We start from the raw sequence: 15,179 nt of genomic DNA on the forward strand, positions 1-15,179 counted from the left end.
GGACCGGCGCGACTGCGCCGGTCCGACTCCCTCGCACGATCGTTCGCGGGCCTCTGGCCCGCTCACGGCGTGCGCCACCGCACTGTTTCTTTATAAGCAACTACCGTCGACCACGTCGTTCATTTATAAGCGCTCTCGCAGGATCTGGGCGGTCGCGTCGCCGACGCCGTCGACGTCGGTGAGGTCGTCGAGGGAGGCCTCGCGCACGCTCTCGACCGATCCGAATCGTCTGAGGAGCCGGCGGCGGGTCTGGGGGCCGACGCCGGGCACGTCGTCGAGGACGGTTCTGACCTCGTCGCGGACGGTCTGGTGGTAGGAGACGGCGAAGCGGTGCGCCTCGTCGCGCACCCGCTGGAGGAGGTGGAGTTCGGGGGCGTCGTCGGGCCATCGACGCGTGCCGGTCGGGGTGACGACCAGCTCCTCGGCCTTCGCGAGCGCGACGACGGGCACGTCCCAGCCCGTCTCCGCGAGCGCGTCGCGAGCGGCCCCGAGCTGCCCGTCGCCCCCGTCGATGAGGAGGAGGTCGGGATCCGGTCGGTCGTCCCGCCCCTCGATCGCGCGCTCGGCGCGCCACCGGATCAGCTCGCGCATGTTCGCGTAGTCGTCGTTGCGGTCGGTGAGCTTCTTCCGTCGGTAGTCGGCTGTCTCGGCACTTCCGTCGACGAAACACACGTCGGATCCGACCACTGCGGTCCCCTGCGCGTGGCTCACGTCGAACCCCTCGATCCGGCTCGGCCGGGCGGTTCCGAGCCGCTCGCCGAGCGTGCCGACCGGGTCGTCGTGACCGCCGCGCTTGCGGGCGTTCTTCAGCGCGAGCTCGACGAGCTTTGCCTCCCGACCCGCGCCGGGCACCCGCACCGCGACACCCTCCGCCTCCAGCCAGTCGACCACGTCCGGGTCCGACGGCCGCTCCGCCAACAGCACCGCGTCCGGGAACTCCCGCTCGGCGTAGTACTGAGTCAGGAACGCCGACAGCACCGCGGCGGGGGTGTTGGCGTCGGGGACGGCGGGGTCGGCAGGGTCGGCGGGAGCGGGGTCGGCGGGGTCGAAGTCGGCGGGGACGGGGCCGGTATCGTCGCTTCTGCCCGCGTCGCCGGCCTCCCCCACCGCCGCTGCATCCAGCCGGTGCCGACTCCGATCGACCAGCTGACCGCGCTCGCTGTGGAGCTGCGCCACGCGGGCGACGTCGCCTTCGACCGCGGCCGCCAGCACGTCGACGGTGCGGTCGTCGGTCCGGTCGCTCACGGCCTCGCCGCCCTCGCCGTGGAACGCCTCGACGGCCTCCAATCGGTCCCGGAGGTTGGCCGCGCGCTCGAATTCGGCGTTCTCGGCCGCGGTCTCCATCCGCCGGCGCAGGGGATCGGCGAGGACGCCGGTCTCGCCCTCGAAGAACCGCCGGGCGGCGGCCACGTCCTCGGCGTAGGCCCCGGGATCGATCTCGCCCGTGCAGGGGGCCGAGCAGATCCCCATCTCGTGGTCCAGACAGGGGCGGTCGCGGTTCGCGTACTTGTGATCCGAGCAGCCGCGGAGCCGGTACTCGTCGCGGATCGCCTTCACCACGGCCTCGACCCGCCCCTTGTTCGTGAACGGGCCGTACGCGACCGCGCCCTCCTCGGGGTCGCGGGTGACCTCGATCCGCGGGACGGGATGGTCCGTGAACGCGACCAGCGGGTACGACTTGTCGTCTTTCAGCCGGACGTTGTACCGCGGTTGGAGCCGCTTGATGAGGTTGGCTTCCAATAGCAGGGCCTGCGTCTCGGTGTCCGTCACGGCGAACTCGATCCGGTCGGCCCGCCCGACCATCCCGCGGATGCGCCCGGAGCGCGGATCCGCGTACGACCGCGTTCGGTCCCGGAGGTCGACCGCCTTGCCGACGTACAGCGTCGTCTCGCCCGCTCGAAACTGGTAGACGCCGGGCTCGGTCGGGAGCTCCCCGGCCCGCTCGCGCACGGCGTCGGCGTCCATCGGAGACGAGTAGCCGCCGGACGCGTTTGAACGCTGCGGGGTCGCCGGACCGCCGGTATCCACTCATCGGACAAGTTATCAAATGTGAGTATCGGACGCGATAGTTTATTTAGGAGATTCGACGAAACCCTCACAACGATGACGGGACTTCGAGGGCTCCTCCGGAGCGCGCTCGGGCGGGATCGGGACTCGCAGTCGGTCCCGGACGGCGGAACGGTCGTCGGCGATCCGTCCGCGTCGAGGGGATCGAACGGGGAGGTACAGGCCGCCGGAACGGGAGCGGTCGACGGCGTAACGGGAACGGAAGACGTCGACGGCGCTGCCGCCAGGGAGGCCGAGGCGCACACGGTCGCCGACGCCGACGGCGTCGACCGCGCCGAGACGCTCGCGAGCGCCGGATTCGAGCAGGTGTTCAACGCGACGAGCGTCCCGACGTTCATCCTCGACGACGACGGCAACGTCGCCGAGTGGAACGAGTCGATCGTGGCCCTCACGGGGACCGAGCGCGCCGACGCGATCGGTCACAACCACGTCTCCGAGCTGTTCTACCCCGACGGTCGCCGGGCCGACACGCTCGCGGACAAAGTGCTCGACGCGCCCGAGGACGCCCACGAGGTGCACGGGGTCGAGCGCTGCGACTCGGACCGGACCAAGTACCACGACGCGAGCACGATGGTCGACCGCCACGGCGACGAAAAGCACATCGAGTTCACGGCGACGCCGCTGTACGACGACGACGAGCTCGTCGGCGTGACGGAGGTCGTCGTCGACCGCACCGAGAACATCGCTCAGCGGGAGGCGACCGCCGACCTGCTGGCGGAGATCCGCGGCACTGCCGAGGCGCTCGGCGACGGAAACCTCGACGCCCGCGCGACTCGGTCGGAGTCGTTCGAATCGCTCGACGACGATCTGCTCCGCGTCGTCGACGTCGTCAACGAGATGGCCGAGAACTTGGAGGACCTTTCCGAGAGCGTCCACGAGCAGGCCCGCGAGATCGACGGGACCGTACGGGAGGCGAGCGACGCCGCCGACGAAATCGCCGAGAACGTCGACGAGCAGAACGAGCTGTTGGAGGAGAGTGTCTCCGAGATGCAGTCCTTCTCGGCCGGCATGGAGGAGGTCGCCGCGACGGCCGACCAGGTCGACTCCGCGGCGGTCGCCGCCAGCGAGGCAGCCGACGAGGGGCTCGACGCCAGCGAGGACGCCCGCGAGGCGACCGAGGACGTCGTCGAGATCGGCGACGAGCTCGTCGACAGCGTCGGCGCGCTCTCCGAGCGGATGGACGACATCGAGGAGGTGATCGAGGTGATCTCCGACGTGGCCGAGCAGACGAACCTGCTCGCGTTGAACGCCAACATCGAGGCCGCCCGAGCCGGCGAGGGCGGGGACGGCTTCGCGGTCGTCGCGGAGGAGGTGAAGAAGCTCGCCGACGAGACCCGCGGCTACACGGAGGACATCACGGGGAGCCTCGACGAACTGCAGGCGCAGTCCGACGAGACGTCGACCGCCGTCGAGCGCTCGCACGACCGAATCGAGGACGCCGGCGCGGAGATCGAGTCGGTCCTCGACTCCCTCGACGAAATCGCCGGGGCGGTCGACGAGGCAGCGGCCGGCATCGCCGAGGTCGCCCGCACGACCGACGATCAGGCCGCGACCGTCGAGGAGCTCACCTCCTCGCTGGAGGCGGTTCGCGAGCGCTCCGACCGCACCGAGGTGGCGACCGATCGCATCGTGACCGCCACCGACGACCAGGAGGCCGCGGTCGACGAGCTCATCGCCCGCGTCGAGCGACTCGACGCGAACGAGTAGGTCGACGCGAACGAGTAGGTCGACGCGAACGAGTAGGTCGCCTCAGTTCCCCCGCGAGCCGCCTGCGAACGAAACGAACAGCCGTCGCCAGCGGAGCGCGATTCACAGCGCGATCGTCGCCGCAACCTCGCGGAACTCGGGGTCGTACAGGTCGAGCGCGTGGACCCGCCACCGGATCGGCTCGAACTCGGCGGCGACGAGGTCGGCGACGACGCCCGGCTCGGGGTTCCCGCCGCGCGCCAGCGTGACGTGGGGCACGTACGCGTCGCCCTCGATCCCCTCGATCGCGCCGTAGACGGCGCACAGACGGCGGTGGACCCGACCTAGGTCGTCGCTCTCGACGGCGAGGTACACCACCGGTCGAGAGCCCGAGGCGGGCGCGTCGAACGTCTCCGCTCCGGTCACCGCGACGTCGAACGGGCCTATCCCGGAAAGCGACGAGCGAAGGTTCTCGCGGAGCGCGGCGAGCGCGTCGGATTTGGACGGTCGGGCGTCTGAACCGGGCAAGTCGGCGGTTCCCCCGCCGTCGCGATCGCCGACGAAGGCGTGATCCGGCACGTCCTCGACTCCGAACCGCTTGCAGACGAGCGTGTGCCGATCTCGGACCGAATCGAACCCCGTTAGTTTCGGGTGGAGATCGTCAGCGAAATGGCCCACCGCGGGCGGGAGCGGAACGTTCAGGCTGAACACGTCTCAGAGACGGTCGGCGAGCCGTAAGGCGATCAGCACGACGATCGCGACGGCGATGAGTTTCGGGAGGGCGTCCAGCAGCGCGAACGTGAGATCAAGTACCGTCCCGAGGATCTCCACGAGAAGCCAAACGATCGCGAGCCCGAGGATCACCTTCAGGAGGTCGTCGACGTCGACGTTCGCGCGGTCCGCGTCTGTTCGGTCCATGCCGGAGGTGACGGTCCGCGGCGGCAAAAAGGCCACCGGGAGCGGGGCTCGGAGCGCGGCCGCTCGGCGAACGCCTCGTTGCGCGAATCACGCCGTTAAAAACCCCTCCGCGCCGAACGGGACCCATGAGCCTGATCGCGTTCGACTTCGACGGCACGCTGTCCGATTCAGAGATGACGGTTCTCCTCGCCGAGCGGGCGGGCGTCGCCGACGAGGTGGCGGCGATCACCGAGCGGGCGATGAACGACGAACTGAGCTACGCGGAGAGCCTGTACCGACGCGCGGACCTGCTCCGCGGGCTCTCCGAGGACGAAGTCGCGGCCGCGTTCGACGAGGTGACGCTCCGAGCCGGTGCCGGGGAGCTCATCGAGCGCCTGCAGGCCGACGGTCACCACGTCGCCGTGCTCACCGGCGGGTTCGAGCGCGGCGTCGCGCGCGCCCTCGAAAAGGAGGGAGTCGAGGCCGACACGATACTCGCCAATCGCCTGCCGATGGCGGGCGGGGCGCTCACGGGCGACGCGGAGGGCCCCCTGATCGAGGGCACGAAGGACGACGCGCTGGCGGCGCTCGCGGACGATCTGGGCGTGCCGATGTCGTCGACGGTCGCGATCGGCGACGGCGCGAACGACCTCCCCATGCTGGAGGTCGCCGGGCTCTCCGTCGGATTCGTTCCGAAGGACGCGGTGCGCCCGGTCTGTGACGCCGTCGTCGCCTCGATGTTCCGGCTCGGGAAGGTACTGGAGAGTCACGGCGTCCTCTCTCCCGAGGCGTGAGCGACTCGCGGACCCTCGCGACGGATCCGAAGGCGTGAGCGCGGCGGCACACCGCGGTAGCATAGCGCGGCGGAGCCTTGCTGCAGCTCCGGCGATCCGTGTGGCTGATCCGTTTCACTTCCCTCGCTCTCGACCTCACTCCCACCCCGCCGTTCCGGGCGCGCCGGCGTCGTCTTCGACCCGTCGAACCAGCCGATCGCGCGCGTTCGCGTCGAGGGCGACGCGAGCGCCGTCGTCGCCGGCTCGGCGCTCCCACTCCCGGATCGCGCTTCCGGCCCACGAGTCGGCTTCGCGGGCACGGAGCCGGGCCTCGGCCATCCGGTCGCGGTCGACCGAGAGCGATCCGGGTCGGGAGCCGACGGCGGCACCGACGAACCGAGCGCGATCGTCGGCGTCTGCAGACTCGTCGCGAAGCCGATGCACGACGTCGTCGAGGTCGACGGGATCGGGGTACGCGAAGACCGTCGTGCCAAGCGCCTGCGGCCCGAACGCGGGCGCGGGAAGGTCGTCCGGAGGGTCGTCGTCGAGGAGCCGCGGCTGGGCGCAATCGCGGTCATCACCGCCACCACCACCGCCACCGCCGCCACCGCCGCCGCCACCGCCACCGCCGCCGCCACCGCCACCGCCACCGCCGCCGCCGCCGCCACCGCCACCGCCACCGCCGCCGCCGCCGCCGGCGTTCAGCTTCTCGGCCGTCTCGACGCGCTCGCACTCGGTCTCGACTCCGAGTTCGAGGTTGTGGCCGGGGTAGGACGCGCAGGTCTCGGGGTAGCGATCGTCCCCGTGGATCCGGCACTGGAGCGTGGCCGGGTCGAGGAAGACGCAGCCGCCGAGCCAGCGCGGTTCGTCGGTGCCGATCGGCGCGACCGGCTTGGGGGGTTTTCGGAGGCCGATCACGAAAACGGGCCGATCGCCGACGGCCGCGAGATCGACGCCGTCGACGGCGACGCTCTCGTCGCGCTCGTCGGGCTCGAACAGGCGCGGCGTCATCGCGTCACCGAGGCCGTCGTCGACGAACGCGGCGACCTCGTCGCGGGTGAGCGGAGCGAGGCCGTAGGTGTCGTCGAGCGGCGGGCGGCGGCCGGCGCGATCGGACCCGGCGGCCTCGGGTGCGAGCGGCCGCCAGTCAACACAGCAGCCGGCACAGCCCTCACAGCGGAGGTCCATGCGAGATCGTGTGTGCGAACGATTGCCACGGATAAAAGGGATTCGGGGCTACCGCCGCGACTCGCCAAGACGCGTCCCGCCGGGCTGCGACTCGTCAGGACGCGTCCCGCCGCGCCGCGTCCCGCCGGGATGTCCCCCGGCGCGAGCGCTCACGCGATCGTCTCGTATTGCTCGGAGAGCTTCTCGGCGGCCTCGTCGAGCAGTTCCGACTCGTACTCGTCGAGCTCCCACTCGATAATCTCCTCGACGCCGTTCGAGCCGAGCTTCGCGGGGACGCCGAGCGCGGTGTCCTCGTAGCCGAACTCGCCGTCGAGCACGACCGAGCAGGGGAGCACCTCGCCGGTGTCGTTCAGGATCGCCTCGACCGTGTGAGCGACGCCGGTGGCGGGCCCCCACTGCGTCGCGCCCTTCCGGCTGATCACGTCCATCGCCGACTCCTGGAGGTCGGCGAGGATCTGCTCTCTCTCGTCGGCGTCGAAGTCGGGGTCACTCCCGTTCACGCGGACCTTCGAAAAGACGGGTGCCTGCGCGTCGCCGTGCTCACCGAGGATCGTCGCCTCGACGTTCCTCACGGGCGCGTCGAAGCGTTCGGACAGGACGTAGCGGAAGCGCGCGGAGTCGAGCCGCCCGCCAAATCCGACCACCCGATGGCGGTCGCGGTCGCCCGCCTCGTAGAGGTGGCGGTTGAGCAGGTCGACCGGGTTCGAGGTGGTGACCGTGACGAAGTCGTCGTTGTGCTCGGTCAGCGACGAGCCGATGTCCTCCATGATGGGGGCGTTGTCGCCGGCCAGATCGATCCGGGTCTGCCCCTCCTTGCGCGGGATTCCGGCGGTGATCACGACGACGTCCGAGCCGCCGGTGTCCGCGTACTCGCCCTGCCGAACGGTCGTGTTCGAGTCGTAGGCGATCCCGTGGTTCGCGTCGGCGGCCTGCCCGATCGTCGTCTCTCGCTGGTCCGGGATGTCGACGAAAACCAGCTCGTCGACCACGTCGCGCAACGCGAGGTTGTAGCCGGCCGCGGCCCCGACGGTCCCCGCCGCACCGATGACGCTCACTTTTGTCATACCGTGTGAGGTCGTGTCGGACGGTGAGTAAACGTTTCGGAAGGATCGAAATCGATGTCTCGGTCGAAATCGGTCTCGCCATCGACTGTTATGTCTCCCTCGGGGCGTCGCGAAAACCCTAACTCCGGCGGCGTCCCAGTACCGATAGTGCCGACGTTCCGCTACCCGTGCCCCGGCTGCCGGACGACCAACAGCCTTCACGACGTCGACTGCGACTTTGAGGGCGTGAGCTGGCCGACCGTCGAGAAGGCGTACACGGATCTCTTGACCGTCCTCACCGCCGAACCCGACGGCATGGCCGAGTCCACGCTCCGCGAGGCCGTTCACGGAGAGTGGGGCGGTCTCCACAAGGCCGCGCTGGGTACGCTCGAACGCGAGCAGCGCGTCGTCGAGGACGGCGACCGGCTCCGGCTGCTCACCGCCGCTGAGTTCAAGGAGCTCGTCTCCGAGCCGACCCGAGACCCGATGCGAACCGTCTACGAGCACGGCTCCGTCCCGGGCTGTCACGACAACGCCGTCTTCGCGATGGTGGCGTGGTACGAGATGGTCGGGCTCTCGTGGCCCGAGACTCGCGAGAACGTCGTCGAGTGGCTCCACGAGTCCGGCGCGTGGGACCGCGGCGGCTTCGAGGAGGCCACGCCCGGCGAGCTCGTCGACGCCAAGCGGCACGTGTACGACGAGGGGTACGGCTGGAAGGAGAAGGGACAGTCGGCGAAGCGCGTCATCGAGCGGCACCTGTAACGCGGACCCGCCCTCGCGGCAGCCTCCGGTCCCTGTCCGTTCACCTTCTCCATCCGTTCACCTTCTCCGTCCGTGTGTTTTTTTAAGTCCGTGCGGAGCGTCTCACCACCGTGGCACATCCGGAGGCCGGCACGGCATCGATCGCGGACGACGTTGAGGATGCCGTCGTCCGCCCCGACGGAGACGACGACGCCGGACGACCCCCAGCCGTCGCCAACCCGCGGCGCGCGCTCGCAGTGGTCATCGGCGTCGTGTTCATCGATCTGGTCGGTTTCGGGATTGTGATCCCGATTCTCCCGTTCTACGTGCGGTCGTTCGGCGTCAGCGACGCCTTCATCGGGCTGCTCGCGGCGTCGTACTCGCTCGCACAGTTCCTCGCCGCGCCCACGCTCGGACGGCTCTCGGACCGGATCGGGCGTCGACCCGTCCTGCTCGCGTCGCTCGCGGCCGCCGGACTCGCGTGGGTGACGTTCGGCTACGCCGGCGAGGCGGGCGCGCGCTTCGGAACCGTCGCGGCGCTGGCGACCCTGTTCGCCTCCCGGACGCTCGCCGGGGCGATGGGCGGAAACATCGCGGCCGCGCAGGCGTACGTCGCCGACATCACGCCGCGAGACCGGCGGGCGGGCGCGCTCGGGCTCGTCGGCGCGTCGTTCGCGCTCGGCTTCGTCTTCGGCCCGGCGATCGGTGGCCTACTCGCGGCCGATCCCGTGGTGGCCCGCGCCGACGCCCTCCTCCCGGCGGTCGTCCCGGCGACGGCGTACTCGCTGCCGAGCTTCGCGGCGGCGGGGATGAGCTTCCTCGCGGTCGGCGTCGGATTCGTCTTCCTCGAGGAGCCGAACCGGACGCGCCCGCCGGATGAACTTGGGAGCGCGCGCACGACCGCGATCGGTCAGTTCCGCGACGCGCTCGACTCCGTGGCGCTCCGGCCGCTGACGGTCGCGTACTTCGTCGTCGCCGTCGCGTTCGCGGGCGTGCAGGTGATGTTCATTCCGTACGTCGCGGACGCGTTCGGCTACGACGCGACGGCCGCCGCGTTCCTGCTCACCTACGTCGGCGTCCTCGGCGCGGTGAATCAGGGCGTGCTCGTCGGGCGGCTCTCGCGGATCGTTCCCTCGCGAACGCTCGTCGCAGCCGGGTCGGTCGTCCTCGCGGGCGCGCTCGTCGCGATCCCCGCAACCGGGCTCGTCGAACTGGCGGCCGGCGACGTCGCCGTCGGTGGACCGGCGTGGCTCACGCTCCCGTTGGTGGCGCTGCTCGTCGCGCTCGCGGCGCTCTCGCTCGGAAACGCCCTCGTGAACGTGTCGCTGGCGACCCTCGTCTCCGCGTCGGCCGGCGACGCGGAACAGGGGGCCGCGTTCGGGGTGACGCAGGGCGCGTCGAGCCTCGGCCGGACCGTCGGTCCGCCCCTGATGGCCGTCCTCTACACCGTCGCCGTCGCGTCGCCGTTCCTTATCGGCGCGGTCCTCCTCGTTCCCGTCGCCGTCGTGTTCGGGCGCGGGGTCGCGGCCGATTCGACCGCCTGACCGCGACAGGTTTACGCCGTCGGTCGCCGTCGTGACCGACAATGGTTCCCGTCGTCGGTTCGGTGGCCGGCGGCGTCGGGGCGCTCTGGCTCGCGTGGGCGGTTCGAGAACACCGGGGACGTCCCGGTGTCGACTGGTTTCTCGGCGTCTTCGCCGCCCAGGCGACGTGGTGCCTCTCGTATGCCGTCGGGCTGCTCGTCGCCGATCCCTCCCTCCGCGCCGCGCTGGAGGCGACCGCGTGGCTCGGCATCGTCTGGACGGGGATCACGTTCCTCGGATTCGCGCTGGAGTACACCGGGCGCGGCGACGTGGTCCGCAGCCGGCTGTTCGGCGTCGTCGTCGGGTTCGGCCTCCTCTCGACGGCCCTCCTCGCCACGAACTCGTTCCACGGCGCGTTCTGGATCGAGTTCCGGTTTGCCCCAGCCTTCGGCGTCGAGACGGTCTCGTACGCGTTCGGGCCGTGGGCGTACGTCGTCGTCGCCGTGGAGACCGTGCTCGTCGCCAGCGCCGTCTTCCTGCTCGTCGACACCCTGTTGAGCTACGGTCCGCTGTACCGCCGGGAGAGCGCGGCGGTCGCGCTGAGCTCGCTCCCGCCGGGGTTCGCGCTCGTCGCCTGGATCCTCGAACTCGGACCGGTTCCGCAGCTTCAACTCGCCCCGCTCATGTTCGTTCCGCACGTGTTGCTCGACGCGTACGCGTTCGACCGGGCGGAGATGTTCGACCGAAATCCGACGACCAGCCGCGCCGCCGATCGCACTGCGATCGACGACCTCGCCGACCCGATCGTCGCGCTCGCGCTCGACCGCCGCGTCGTCCGGCTCAACCCCGCCGCCGAGTCTCTGCTGGGCGTCGACGCCGAGACCGCTCGCGATCGCCCGCTCGGCGCGTTCCTCGACGCGCCGATCGACGTCGACGGCGGGTGCGAGGCTGGAGACGGGCGCGAGGCTGGAGACGGGCGCGAGGCTGGAGACGGGCGCGAGAGCGATGACGGATCGGCCCGTGAGACGGTCGCGCTCGGAACGGGCGCTGACCGCCGCACGTACGCGGTGTCGACCTCGCCGCTGACAGATCCCAACGGGACTCGGGTCGGGTACACGGTCGTCTTCTCGGACGTCACCGAACGCGAGCGCCGCCGCCAGCAGCTGGAGGTGCTCAACCGCATCCTGCGCCACAACCTCCGGAACGACGCCGGCGTCGTCCGCGGCTACGGCGAACTCCTCGCGGACCGGCTCGACGACCCGAAGCTGGTTCGGATGGCGGACGCGATCGAGCGGCGATCGGGCGCGCTGGCCGCGCTCGGCGAGAAGGCCGGCACCGTCGAGCGACTGCTCTCTCCCGGCGACGCGACCGCCGTCGCGGTCGACGAGCTCGTTGCGTCCGTCGTCGCCAGCGCGCGCGAGCGCGACCCCGAGGCGACCGTCGAGTTCGGGGCCGGCGAGGCTGCGCGGGACGGTACGGAAGAGGAAGCCACCGACTGGACGGTCCGGCTCAGAACCGACGCGCTCCGAGCGATCGCCGAGAACACCGTCGAGAACGCGATCGACCACCACGACGGCGAGGGCATCGAGCGGGAGGACGGGGGTCCGTGGGCGCGGGTGTCGCTCCGCAGGGAGAAGGTGGTCGCCCGCGACGCGGGGGGCGGCACAGACGGCGACGCGGAAGACGATGAAAGTGACGCGGGAGACGACACCGACGCCGAGGGCCGTCCCGCCCGATTCGTGCTCACCGTCGACGACGACGGCCCCGGTATCCCCGATCACGAGGTGGAGGCGGTCGAGTCCGGTCGCGAGACGGCGCTCGAACACGGCTCGGGGCTGGGGCTGTGGGTCGTCGAGTGGGCGGCCACGGCGCTCGGCGCGGAGGTCGACTACGCCGATCGCGACCCGCGAGGAACGCGGGTGACGGTGACGATTCCGGTTGTCGAAGGACGGTGAGCGGACGTGGTGGTAGGCGAATCCAGCATCCGAAAAACGCCGTCGGTGGCCGCCTCAGTCGCTCTGAATCCTCGGTGCGAGCATGAACGTAACGTTCCCCAGCCCTTCCGCGAATCCGTAGTGGAGCTTGACGGGGAACTCCTCGCCGAGTTCGATGGTGACCTCGGCGTCGGACGGGATCGCCTTGTTCATGTCCTTCAGGTAGTCGAGGCTGAACAGCGAGTCGGCGGGACCAGCGGTGAGCGCGATGAGGTCCTCCCGGATGAGTTCGAGGTCGACGTCGTCGGTGTCGCCCTCGGCCTCGATGTAAAACGCCTCGTCGGTCTCGTCGACGCGGAGGCGGATGTGGTCGGAAACCATGTCGGCTGCCGTGATCCCGCGGTCGATCTGAGCCCCCTCGACGACGATCTCTGCGGCGAGATCGAGGTCCGGGATGTCCGGTTCTTGGCGAATGGAGTCGGGATCGATGAGCGCGAGGGTGTACGAGAGCCCGTCGATCTCGATGTGGAGCTTGCGGGTCTCCTCGTCGAGTTCGAGGTGGATCAGATCGCCCGTGTTGGCCATCCCGGCGATGTCCTCCAGGCGGGCGAGATTGACGCCGATGACGCCGCCGTCGGCCTCGTAGGACTCGAACGCCGCGGCTTCGAGGGTGAGATCGACCATGCCGACGTTGGCCGGATCGACGGCCCGGATGGAGAGTTCCTCCTCGTTCAGGCGGATCTTACACTCGTCGACCAGCACGCTCACCGAATCGAGCGCGTCCTGAAACGTCGACGCGCCCACGATGGCCTTGAACATATACGTTCGGCTAGGGCGGTATCACCTAAAAAGGCACCCGATCGGGCCGGCACGGAAACGCTCAAAGCGACCGGATGAGACGGGCGACGACGACCGCGAGCGTGACTACGGTTCGCCACAGCCGGACCCGCTCGAGCCGGTAGGCGAATCGGTCCGACTCGCGGTCCTCCGTTCCCTCGGGTGGGTCATTCTCGGCGTCGCAGTCTGGCGGGTCTACCCCGTCACCCCGGTCCTGGGATTCGTTCCCCTTTTCTGACTCCGTCGCGCTGTTCGCTCGGTGCTCGCCGGTCGATTCGGCGGTCGTCGCGGACGCGGATAGCTCGTCGTGCATGGGATCGACTGCGGCCGACTCGCGGGCCGCACACGACGATTCGAGGTTAATTCATAAGTAGTCGAGCCGAATGCAAGCCGGAACTGAAAGTCGTCGCGGCGCTCCGCTTGCTAGATCAGCGGTTCGACGATCTCCCGCCCCTCGGCGAGGAGATCGTCGACGGCCCCGCCGCTCTCGGCTTCGGCGTACACCCGGAGCTTCGGCTCCGTGCCGGACGGACGGACGAGCAGCCACGAGCCGTTCTCTAAGAGGAGCTTGAACCCGTCGAGGGTGACCACCTTCGCGACCGCGTGGCCGCGGACCGACTCGGGAATGTGGTCTTCCAGCGCGTCGAGGACGCCATTCTTGCGGTCGTCGGGACAGTCGAGCGACACCTTTCCGGACGCGATCGAACCGTGTTCGTCGAGCAGGCGATCGACTCGGTCGTCGAACGACTCCGCGGCGTGGGTGCTCGCGGCGAGTAGCGCCATCAACACGCCGTCCTTCTCGCGGACGTGCCCGCGGAGGGTGAACCCGCCCGACTCCTCCCCGCCGAACAGCGCGTCGTGCTCGCCCATCGCCTCGGCGACCCACTTGAAGCCGACCGGCGTCTCGTACACCTCCTCGCCGTGCGCCTCCGCGATCCGATCGACGAGGAACGTCGTCGAGACGGTGCGGACCGCCGGGCCCGAGTCGTCCTCCAGCAGTCGATCGTAGCAGGCGGCGTAAAACAGGTTGGCGTCGAGGACGCCGCGCTCGGGGGTGACGACCGCGATCCGGTCGGCGTCGCCGTCGTTGGCGATCCCCAGATCGACGTCGCTATCGGGGTCGGTGACGCGGTCGGCCAGTGCACCGAGATGCTCGGCGCTCGGCTCGGGGGAGTCGCCGCCGAACGTCACGTCGCGGTCACAGCGCAGGTGACGGACCGCTGCGCCGGCGGATTCCAGGAGGGCGTCGGTGACGCCGCGGCCGCTCCCGTGCATCGCGTCGTACGCGACCGTGAGGCCGTCGAGGTCGACTCCGTCTCCCCCGGTCGCGTCGCCGACGACCCCGCGAGCGGCGTCGGCGTGAGCGCTCACGAGGTCGACCCGCGAGACCTCTCCGCGCTCGGTCTCGGGGAGGAGGTCGGGCTCGGCGAGACGGGCGACGACGTCCTCCGTGACCTCGGGGAGCGCGGGCGCTCCGTCGCTCGGGATGAACTTCACACCGTTGTACTCGGGCGGATTGTGCGAGGCGGTGACCATGCAAGCCCCGGCGAGCCCGCGGTCGACGATAGCGTGCGCGATGACGGGTGTCGGCGTGTCGCGCTCGGGAAGGAGCACGTCGAAGCCGTTCCCGGCGAGCACCTCGGCGAGGCTTTCGGCGAACCCCTCGGAGGTCTCGCGGGCGTCGTAGCCGACCGCGACCGGCTCCTCGCGTCCCGCCGCCGAGAGGTGATCGGCGACCGCCTGCCCCACGATCCGCACGCGCTCGTCGGTGAAGGTGTCGAGCGTCGCGCGCCAGCCGTCGGTTCCGAACGAGATCTGATCCATGCGCGCTACGTCGATGGCGAGCGCAATAAGGTCCGGTGTCACTCGACTCGTCGTGTTTTTGCGCCCGGCCCCCGAACCAGACGTATGACCCGAATCGTCGCGATATCCGGAAGTCGTCGATCGGCGAGCACCACGCGGGCCGCGCTCTCGGTCGCGCTCGCAGCGGCAGCGGACGCGGGCGCGGAGACCGATCTGATCGATCTGGGCACGGTCGACCTCCCGCTGTACCATCCGGACGAGGACGTACAGGGCGACAGCGAGGCGCTGACTCGACGCGTCCGCGAGGCCGACGGCGTGCTCGCCGGCACGCCCGTCTACCGCGGCTCGTACTCCTCGACGTTCAAGAACTTCCACGACTTCTGCGGCTCCGACGAGTACGAGAACACCGCGGTCGGGCTGCTCGCGACCGCCGGCGGGGGGTCGTACGGCGGAACGCTCGAACACCTGCGGTCGACGTTCCGCAACGTCCACGCGTGGACGGTCCCTCACGAAGTCGGGATCCGGAGCGCCTCGTCGGTCGTCGAGGCGGGCGAGAGCCCGCGGGTCACCGATGACGACATCCGGCGGCGCACGGAGCGACTGGGGCGCGTCGTCGCCGAGCACGCGGCGCGGCTGCGGGACTGAACGGCACTCCGGGAGAACACCGTCTCGATCAGCCGCTCCGAC

At 70.3% G+C, this 15,179-nt stretch carries 14 protein-coding genes; 6 read left to right on the forward strand and 8 right to left on the reverse strand.

Features of this window, described 5'->3' with window-relative positions; genetic code table 11:
* Window positions 1–123: 123 nt before the first annotated feature.
* Complete coding sequence (locus ACFQEY_RS06165; protein ID WP_379765912.1) at window positions 124–1,965, reverse strand: excinuclease ABC subunit C; 1,842 nt, start codon at window positions 1,963–1,965, stop codon at window positions 124–126.
* Between the two features lie 138 nt (window positions 1,966–2,103).
* Between ACFQEY_RS06165 and ACFQEY_RS06170 the strand changes: the two genes are divergently transcribed.
* Window positions 2,104–3,774, forward strand: a complete 1,671-nt coding sequence (locus ACFQEY_RS06170) for a methyl-accepting chemotaxis protein (RefSeq protein WP_379765915.1) — start codon at window positions 2,104–2,106, stop codon at window positions 3,772–3,774.
* Between the two features lie 102 nt (window positions 3,775–3,876).
* Here ACFQEY_RS06170 and ACFQEY_RS06175 read toward each other — a convergent pair whose 3' ends face one another.
* Both ACFQEY_RS06175 and ACFQEY_RS06180 read right to left on the reverse strand, forming a co-directional pair.
* Entirely contained in the window at window positions 3,877–4,464 is a 588-nt protein-coding gene (locus ACFQEY_RS06175) for a 2'-5' RNA ligase family protein (protein ID WP_379765918.1), read from the reverse strand.
* 3 nt (window positions 4,465–4,467) lie between these two features.
* Window positions 4,468–4,671 (reverse strand): DUF7554 family protein, encoded by a 204-nt coding sequence (locus tag ACFQEY_RS06180; RefSeq protein ID WP_379765921.1) that lies wholly within the window; start codon window positions 4,669–4,671, stop codon window positions 4,468–4,470.
* Between the two features lie 125 nt (window positions 4,672–4,796).
* Here ACFQEY_RS06180 and serB point away from each other — a divergent pair, with 125 nt between their 5' ends.
* A complete protein-coding gene (gene serB, locus ACFQEY_RS06185; protein WP_379765924.1) occupies window positions 4,797–5,444 on the forward strand; it encodes a phosphoserine phosphatase SerB in 648 nt (215 codons plus the stop codon).
* Window positions 5,445–5,579: 135 nt separating this feature from the next.
* Here serB and ACFQEY_RS06190 read toward each other — a convergent pair whose 3' ends face one another.
* Window positions 5,580–6,611, reverse strand: coding sequence for a YkgJ family cysteine cluster protein (locus tag ACFQEY_RS06190; protein ID WP_379765927.1), 1,032 nt, complete (start codon window positions 6,609–6,611; stop codon window positions 5,580–5,582).
* A gap of 149 nt (window positions 6,612–6,760) precedes the next feature.
* Window positions 6,761–7,675 carry a malate dehydrogenase gene (mdh, locus tag ACFQEY_RS06195; protein WP_379765930.1) on the reverse strand — a complete coding sequence of 305 codons (915 nt, stop codon included), beginning with the start codon at window positions 7,673–7,675 and terminating at the stop codon, window positions 6,761–6,763.
* A gap of 147 nt (window positions 7,676–7,822) precedes the next feature.
* Between mdh and ACFQEY_RS06200 the strand changes: the two genes are divergently transcribed.
* The 3 genes from ACFQEY_RS06200 to ACFQEY_RS06210 all read left to right on the forward strand — a co-directional run bounded on the left by ACFQEY_RS06200 (window position 7,823) and on the right by ACFQEY_RS06210 (window position 11,873).
* Window positions 7,823–8,416 (forward strand): DUF7474 family protein, encoded by a 594-nt coding sequence (locus ACFQEY_RS06200; protein WP_379765933.1) that lies wholly within the window; start codon window positions 7,823–7,825, stop codon window positions 8,414–8,416.
* A 110-nt stretch (window positions 8,417–8,526) separates the two neighbouring features.
* Entirely contained in the window at window positions 8,527–9,939 is a 1,413-nt protein-coding gene (locus tag ACFQEY_RS06205) for an MFS transporter (protein ID WP_379765936.1), read from the forward strand.
* A 41-nt stretch (window positions 9,940–9,980) separates the two neighbouring features.
* A complete protein-coding gene (locus tag ACFQEY_RS06210; RefSeq protein WP_379765939.1) occupies window positions 9,981–11,873 on the forward strand; it encodes a histidine kinase N-terminal 7TM domain-containing protein in 1,893 nt (630 codons plus the stop codon).
* Between the two features lie 54 nt (window positions 11,874–11,927).
* Here ACFQEY_RS06210 and ACFQEY_RS06215 read toward each other — a convergent pair whose 3' ends face one another.
* The 3 genes from ACFQEY_RS06215 to ACFQEY_RS06225 form a co-directional block, all read right to left on the reverse strand.
* Window positions 11,928–12,671 carry a DNA polymerase sliding clamp gene (locus ACFQEY_RS06215; protein WP_379765942.1) on the reverse strand — a complete coding sequence of 248 codons (744 nt, stop codon included), beginning with the start codon at window positions 12,669–12,671 and terminating at the stop codon, window positions 11,928–11,930.
* Window positions 12,672–12,732: 61 nt separating this feature from the next.
* Entirely contained in the window at window positions 12,733–13,002 is a 270-nt protein-coding gene (locus ACFQEY_RS06220; protein WP_379765945.1) for a hypothetical protein, read from the reverse strand.
* Between the two features lie 110 nt (window positions 13,003–13,112).
* Complete coding sequence (locus ACFQEY_RS06225; RefSeq protein ID WP_379765948.1) at window positions 13,113–14,513, reverse strand: phosphoglucomutase/phosphomannomutase family protein; 1,401 nt, start codon at window positions 14,511–14,513, stop codon at window positions 13,113–13,115.
* Between the two features lie 84 nt (window positions 14,514–14,597).
* Here ACFQEY_RS06225 and ACFQEY_RS06230 point away from each other — a divergent pair, with 84 nt between their 5' ends.
* The gene (locus tag ACFQEY_RS06230; protein WP_379765951.1) at window positions 14,598–15,137 is read left to right on the forward strand and encodes an NADPH-dependent FMN reductase; all 540 of its coding nucleotides are present in this window, start codon (window positions 14,598–14,600) and stop codon (window positions 15,135–15,137) included.
* Window positions 15,138–15,179 lie beyond the last annotated feature (42 nt).

The organism is Halorubrum trueperi, from assembly GCF_042662525.1.
GTDB lineage: Archaea > Halobacteriota > Halobacteria > Halobacteriales > Haloferacaceae > Halorubrum > Halorubrum trueperi.